Origin of the sequence: Anabaenopsis sp. FSS-46 (assembly GCF_029891665.1) — a bacterium.
In the GTDB taxonomy this organism is placed as follows: domain Bacteria; phylum Cyanobacteriota; class Cyanobacteriia; order Cyanobacteriales; family Nostocaceae; genus Anabaenopsis; species Anabaenopsis arnoldii.
In genome coordinates, this window is record NZ_JANQDG010000133.1 from 1 (window position 1) to 6,245 (window position 6,245).

Consider the following 6,245-nt stretch of genomic DNA (forward strand, 5'->3'; position numbering starts at 1 on the left):
ATTTAAATGGGGCGTACAACATATTAAGAAAAGCAGTCCTGAACGCTTTTGCAGACGGGATAGAGGGGTTAGGAGTAACTCCAATCAGGTTTACCCCTGGTAAAGTGACTTTGTAGATTTGTCTATAATTTCACAAACTCTGTGTGAAAACATGACTTCCCAAACCTGAAGCCTTTGCTATATTTGTCCCACCATTTAAACTAGCTCAAATCTTTATGAATGTTCGCGAAACTGATACCAAACCAGCCACTACCTCATCAAAAGGATGGAGCAGTTGGCAAGAAAATTTAACTCTCATAGCCATCGCCCTATGTTTAGCAGTGCTAATCAGAATATTTATCGCCGAACCCCGCTATATACCATCAGACTCCATGGTACCTACCTTACATACAGGCGATCGCTTAGTAGTAGAAAAACTCTCATACCGTTTTCACCCCCCCACCAGGGGAGATATTATCGTTTTTCAGCCCCCAGCCGAACTACAACGCCGGGGATATCCCCAAGACCAAGCCTTTATTAAGCGGATCATTGGTATCCCTGGTAAAATCCTCAAAGTCAGTAACGGTCAAGTTTACCTCGACAGTCAACCCTTAAAAGAAGACTACATTGCCGAACCCGCAAATCAGCCATTTCCCCCCGTACAAATTCCACAAGATCAATATTTTGTCATGGGAGATAACCGTAACGATAGTAACGACTCTCGCTACTGGGGTTTTTTACCCAGACAAAATATCATCGGTCGCGCAGCATTTCGCTTTTGGCCTCTTGATCGCATAGGCTTGATTTGAGTCCTTTTTCACATCAAGGCTGAGAAGAAATTTCATACATTCTATGACTATTGCGGTACTTAATTTTCTCCACTAAACTACCTGCGGCAAAAGTCTTTTCTAATGAACTGGGATTTTCTAGATTAAATACTGGCATATCTTGCCAACAATGGGGGCAAAACCAAGCCAAACCCCAAGGGCGTATATGCCCTAACAGTAATCCGGAACAACAAGGACAGTAATTCATAATTTTCTCCAATTTCATTGTCAAGAAAATATTGATTTACGAAATAAATTGATACTTCATGGCAGATTCCTATATATCAATTCTAATTAGGAATTATGATCGCGTCTTAATTCAACTTATATTCAGCAATCTTTCAGAATATTTCGACTTAAAATTACACTATTCTTGACTGAACTTAATTTTAATTGCTGAGTTAATGACCAGTAGAGTTTTGGGAGGTGAGCGGGCATTTTGCCCGCTATAATAGTAGAAAATCAGGGATATGTTTTGATTTGACTCACATGATGTTACGGTGTAGGATGCCTGCTTGATTGACAGATACCCGTCTACCTTGCGGTTTCTTGGTCTTACTCCGCCTCGATTCGGCAATAACGGCGTTCCCACTGCCATTGTTTGGCAATATCGGAACTCCTTGACTCAGGGTCATACTTCACACCACCCCATACTCAAACAGCTTCTGTATTCTTCTCGCCAGTACGAATACGTATAACTTCATCCACCGGAGAGATAAAAATCTTACCATCACCGATTTCGCCTGTACGGGCGGCGGCAATAATTTTATCGACAACCATATCAACCTGGTTATCCTCAATCACAATTTCTACTTTCAGTTTTTGCAGAAACTCAACAGTGTATTCAGAACCGCGATACCTTTCTGTTTGCCCCTTTTGCCTTCCAAATCCCCGGACTTCAGAAACTGTCATACCCACAACTCCAGCATTAACTAAGGCAATTTTCACCTCGTCAAGCTTAAATGGGCGAATAATGGCTTCTACTTTTTTCATGATCTTCACTCCTAACTTCTAATAGGTTTGTTTATCTATCTAAGCAGATATAAGTCAACCACTTTTACCATTACCGCTAAATTTCAAAAATATGTAAAAATTGCCACTTTTTTTTAAACTGTGTACCCCCTACCTAGTTGTCACTCGGAGTTGTGGAAGTGTAAACTAGGGGTTTTGAGCTTCAAACACAAGAGGCACAATCAAATATGCCGCTCCAAATGCGGTGAGCATCAACAATACAATATTCATAGCTAACCACCAGCTACTCAATTCTTTGACTTTTTTCTCCATGGGGGGATAATGGTTGACTGGTTGCTCTTCTATATACAATGTTTGTGGTATCTGGTAATTGATTTCTACAGGTGTGGACAACTCAGGGTGATGGCTGGTTTGGTTAACCACGGGTGCTGGACTGCTTGCTTCAGCAGTGGCACGAGTAGCTTGGGGATGACTCGGATTAAAACCAGTATTAACATAATTTTGTAGGTGCGAAAAAGACTGAACTACTTTGGTAATTTCTTGGCGTAGTAATTGATTTTCTCGCTCTAGTTGGTGATTTTGACTGGTGATGGTCTCTAATTTTACTTGTGTTAACTGTAACTCCGTTGCTAATTGCCGATATACATACAGTGGTACAGAGGTAGGGTAATTTTGAGATGTTGGCGGTTTTGCTGGATGTCCCTGCACTGAAGTTGGGGTTGTTTGCATAAATAAATAGGTGGGTATCAAAAATTAAGTTATAGATGGTACAGATATGCTATCAAACTGTAACAGTGGGAAAAAATGTCCTACTGGTCCTTGACCTTGGCCGATATCTAAGGCATAAGTCAGGGCATTAGTAACATACTCCTTGGCCTGTTGTACGGATGTCCACAAATCATTACCCAGGGCTAGGTTAGCGGCGATCGCTGCTGATAGTGTACAACCGGTACCGTGGGTATTTTTTGTCTCTACTTGTTTTGTGATCAAGGTTGCCAGTTTTTCCCCATCAAACCAGATATCAACACCACGACAGTTACCCGTCATTGCGCCACCCTTGACTAAAACGGCTTTTACCCTGAGATTGCGGTGTATGACCTGAGCAGCCGCCCGCATATCATCTAAAGTATTGATGGGTAAACCACTTAATATCTGCGCTTCGTAGCGATTTGGTGTGACAATGGTAGCTTGAGGTAACAAGCTATGACCCAGAGTCTGCACCGCATCATCATCAATGAGTTGCGCCCCTGTGCGTGATACCATAACCGGATCAACTACTAAGTTATTAATTTGTAATGCTTCCACTGTCTGGGCTACAGCAGAGATGATTTCTTGGTTGAGTAACATTCCGGTTTTTGCAGCTTGTACGCCAATATCACCGACCACTGCTTGAATTTGCTCTATCACCGCCTCGGTGGGTATAGCATCAACCCGCGCTACCCCTAGGGTATTTTGGGCTGTGACACAGGTAATGGCGCTCGTACCGTGGACACGGTGAAAAGCAAAAGTACGTAAATCAGCTTGAATACCCGCACCGCCACCGCTATCTGAACCAGCAATGGTTAAAGCTATGGGTACTCTGTTAGTTATTTGAGTGTTCATGGAAAATTTGGGTAAAGATTCGGTGGGTTATTACTGATGTGGTTGTGTATTTAAATCTTCCCATACTCCCTGTAAATACTTCACCCAATTTGCAGCTAGAGGGATTTCTGTAAATGGAATGCGTACCGACTGAGATTCAGACAAGATCAATTCTAACTGAATGACTCGACCTTTTTGGGGATAGTTTTCTAATTGTACTAGTTTGTCATCTACTAAAAGACGTATATCTTTAACATCCAGCAAAGAAAAAGTTTCTAATTTAATTGGACCTTGGGGACTGGGTTTACCCCAGGTGATATTGTTCTCCTTCAGACCTATAACCGCGTAAATATCATATTTGGATTTCTCAAATTGCTCAGACCAAAGGCGATATGATTCCACCTTCTGGTATTCCTTTGAGCCTTGCCAAGCTAACCAGAAAAACACAACTAGCAAGGGTAACCATAACAGACCACGTTCCATTGTTTAAACAGTCCTCAATCGTAAAAATTGTTCAAAGTCCACCAACCAGCTATGCAGATAAGTTATGGTAGTGAGCAAACTGGCAAAAAGCGGTGATCAGTTAATATGAAAAGACTTATATTATTATGCTTGTTTGTCATCGGGCTGGGGGCGGCTGTTTTCGGGTTCCTGAATTTTCATGGTTTAGCAGCTAAAGGCGAATTTGAGACTATTGTGTTAGATTTTCGCCAAGATATCCCCTCGGAAGTATTACAGCAGAACTTACAAGCGATCGCTCAAGAGTACAATGTCACACCCCGATTAGACAATCAATTCTCAGGGTCGGATAATGTGTATATTATTGAAGGCGATCGCCAGCGACTAAAAAAGCTGAAAAAATCTCCCTTCGCCCAATTTACACAATTAATCGAGCCAAATTACATCTATAGAACGATTCCCTTACCACAGTCGGCAAAGTTTGACGGGATTTTACCATCTGTAGACGAGGTAAATCCTACACTAACAGGTCCGAATGACCAATATTACAGCAAACAGTGGAATCTACACAAGATCGGCATAGAAGGCGCATGGAGTCAAACCAAGGGGAGCGGCGTGACAGTAGCTGTAATTGACACTGGTATAACTCCTGTGCGTGACCTGGTAGATACGAAATTTGTTAAGGGTTATGATTTTGTGAGCGATCGCGAAGAAGCCACAGATGACAATGGACACGGTACTCACGTTGCTGGTACTATTGCCCAAACCACCAACAATAAATATGGTGTAGCCGGCATTGCCTACGAAGCCAATCTGATGCCACTAAAAGTACTCAGTGCCTATGGTGGCGGCACAGTGGCCGATATTGCCGAAGCAATTAAATTCGCAGCTGATAACGGTGCGGATGTCATTAATATGAGTTTAGGCGGCGGTGGTGAAAGCCAACTGATGAAACAAGCCATTGAGTACGCCCATAAAAAAGGTGTAACCATTGTAGCCGCAGCCGGCAACGAAAACCAGAATGGGGCAAGTTATCCCGCACGTTACCCCCACGTTATTGGCGTAGCCGCATTCGGTCCAGACGGAGAAAAAGCCCCCTATTCTAACTTTGGCGCTGGCGTAGATATTTCTGCCCCCGGTGGGAGTGAATCCGGGACAATTCTTCAAGAAACCATCGATCCCGAACACAACAATCAAGGAGTATTTTTAGGACTCCAGGGAACAAGCATGGCTTCCCCCCACGTTGCAGGTGTCGCCGCATTAATTAAAGCTTCTGGAGTCACACAACCAGAGGAGGTGTTAAAAGTCCTCAAACAATCAGCAAGGGCGATCGAGGATGATAGCTTCAACTATTATGGCGCTGGACAACTGAATGCCGAAGCCGCAGTTAAACTAGCCACCCAAGGACAAATCAACTTGCAAGACTTCTTTAGGTGGTTACGAGACAACGGCTATCTCAATCCCGGTTTTTGGATTGATGGCGGTGCAGTAGCCCTAATACCAAAGCTGCTGATGGTCTTGGGTTCCTATCTCCTGGCTTGGTTTTTGCGAGTTTACTTCCCCTTCGCCTGGAGTTGGTCTTTATCCAGTGGCTTAATTGCTGGTAGTTCTGGTTTATTCTTCCTCAAAGGAATATATATCTTTGACCTCCCCCAATGGCCTTTCCGCCTCCTAGGTAGTTCCATCCCCGAACTAGGTAACACCCTACAAGGAACTAACCCCTTAAATCCCATCTTTGCTAGCGTCCTCATCCCCATAGTTTTAATAGCCTTATTCTTGGGACATCCTAGCTGGAAATGGTTCGCCATTGGTTCGAGTCTTGGCTACGCCGCCTTTTTAACAGTTAGCGCCATTTACGACCCAGGAGTTTGGGGCTTAGGAAGTAGCTATCTAGCGCGGACTTTCCTGGTTACCAATGCTTTACTCTGTTATGGACTAGCTCATTTAGCATTGAAAAGCGCTACTCAAACAGCATAATAGGACAATGGGGTATTTTTACCCCCGAACAAAACCCCACTCCCCACCCCCCTCCAATTTCTGAAACATGAGCATTACAGTTAAAGGTACTATTCAACGCCGAAATATTGGTACTGGCGCTTGGGCGTTAGTCACAGATGATGGTACGACTTACGAAATCCTCAAAAGTGCCGACAAAAACTTGCTCCAACCCGGACAAACAGTAACAGTTACAGGACAGGTGCGCCAAGACATCATGACCATAGCCATGATCGGTCCTGTCCTGGAAGTTAAATCATTTCAAGTTCCTTCGGAGTGAGGTGTTGCATCAAGAGTTTGTGAAATTATAGACAAATCTACAAAGTCACTTTACCAGGGGTAAACCTGATTGGAGTTACTCCTAACCCCTCTATCCCGTCTGCAAAAGCGTTCAGGACTGCTTTTCTTAATATGTTGTACGCCCCATTTAAA

General features: G+C 43.4%; 8 protein-coding genes. 3 read left to right on the forward strand and 5 right to left on the reverse strand.

Translation table 11 applies throughout. The features are described 5' to 3' along the window. The first annotated feature begins 215 nt into the window (after positions 1–215). Positions 216–788: a signal peptidase I gene (gene lepB / locus NWP21_RS16190; RefSeq protein ID WP_280793454.1), complete on the forward strand. Its 573-nt coding sequence runs from the start codon at positions 216–218 to the stop codon at positions 786–788. Between the two features lie 13 nt (positions 789–801). Here lepB and NWP21_RS16195 read toward each other — a convergent pair whose 3' ends face one another. The 5 genes from NWP21_RS16195 to NWP21_RS16215 all read right to left on the reverse strand — a co-directional run bounded on the left by NWP21_RS16195 (position 802) and on the right by NWP21_RS16215 (position 3,842). Then, positions 802–1,014, reverse strand: coding sequence for a hypothetical protein (locus NWP21_RS16195; protein ID WP_280793455.1), 213 nt, complete (start codon positions 1,012–1,014; stop codon positions 802–804). A gap of 446 nt (positions 1,015–1,460) precedes the next feature. After that, the gene (locus NWP21_RS16200) at positions 1,461–1,799 is read right to left on the reverse strand and encodes a P-II family nitrogen regulator (protein ID WP_280793456.1); all 339 of its coding nucleotides are present in this window, start codon (positions 1,797–1,799) and stop codon (positions 1,461–1,463) included. Between the two features lie 165 nt (positions 1,800–1,964). Further along, positions 1,965–2,507 carry a hypothetical protein gene (locus tag NWP21_RS16205; protein ID WP_280793457.1) on the reverse strand — a complete coding sequence of 181 codons (543 nt, stop codon included), beginning with the start codon at positions 2,505–2,507 and terminating at the stop codon, positions 1,965–1,967. Positions 2,508–2,531: 24 nt separating this feature from the next. Beyond that, positions 2,532–3,380: a bifunctional hydroxymethylpyrimidine kinase/phosphomethylpyrimidine kinase gene (gene thiD / locus NWP21_RS16210; RefSeq protein ID WP_280793458.1), complete on the reverse strand. Its 849-nt coding sequence runs from the start codon at positions 3,378–3,380 to the stop codon at positions 2,532–2,534. 30 nt (positions 3,381–3,410) lie between these two features. After that, complete coding sequence (locus NWP21_RS16215) at positions 3,411–3,842, reverse strand: hypothetical protein (protein WP_280793459.1); 432 nt, start codon at positions 3,840–3,842, stop codon at positions 3,411–3,413. 105 nt (positions 3,843–3,947) lie between these two features. On the opposite strand from NWP21_RS16215, the gene NWP21_RS16220 reads away from it, so the two are divergent. Both NWP21_RS16220 and NWP21_RS16225 read left to right on the forward strand, forming a co-directional pair. Then, a complete protein-coding gene (locus NWP21_RS16220; protein ID WP_280793460.1) occupies positions 3,948–5,795 on the forward strand; it encodes a S8 family peptidase in 1,848 nt (615 codons plus the stop codon). A 67-nt stretch (positions 5,796–5,862) separates the two neighbouring features. Continuing rightward, positions 5,863–6,093: a DUF5818 domain-containing protein gene (locus NWP21_RS16225; RefSeq protein ID WP_280793461.1), complete on the forward strand. Its 231-nt coding sequence runs from the start codon at positions 5,863–5,865 to the stop codon at positions 6,091–6,093. Positions 6,094–6,245: the final 152 nt, after the last annotated feature.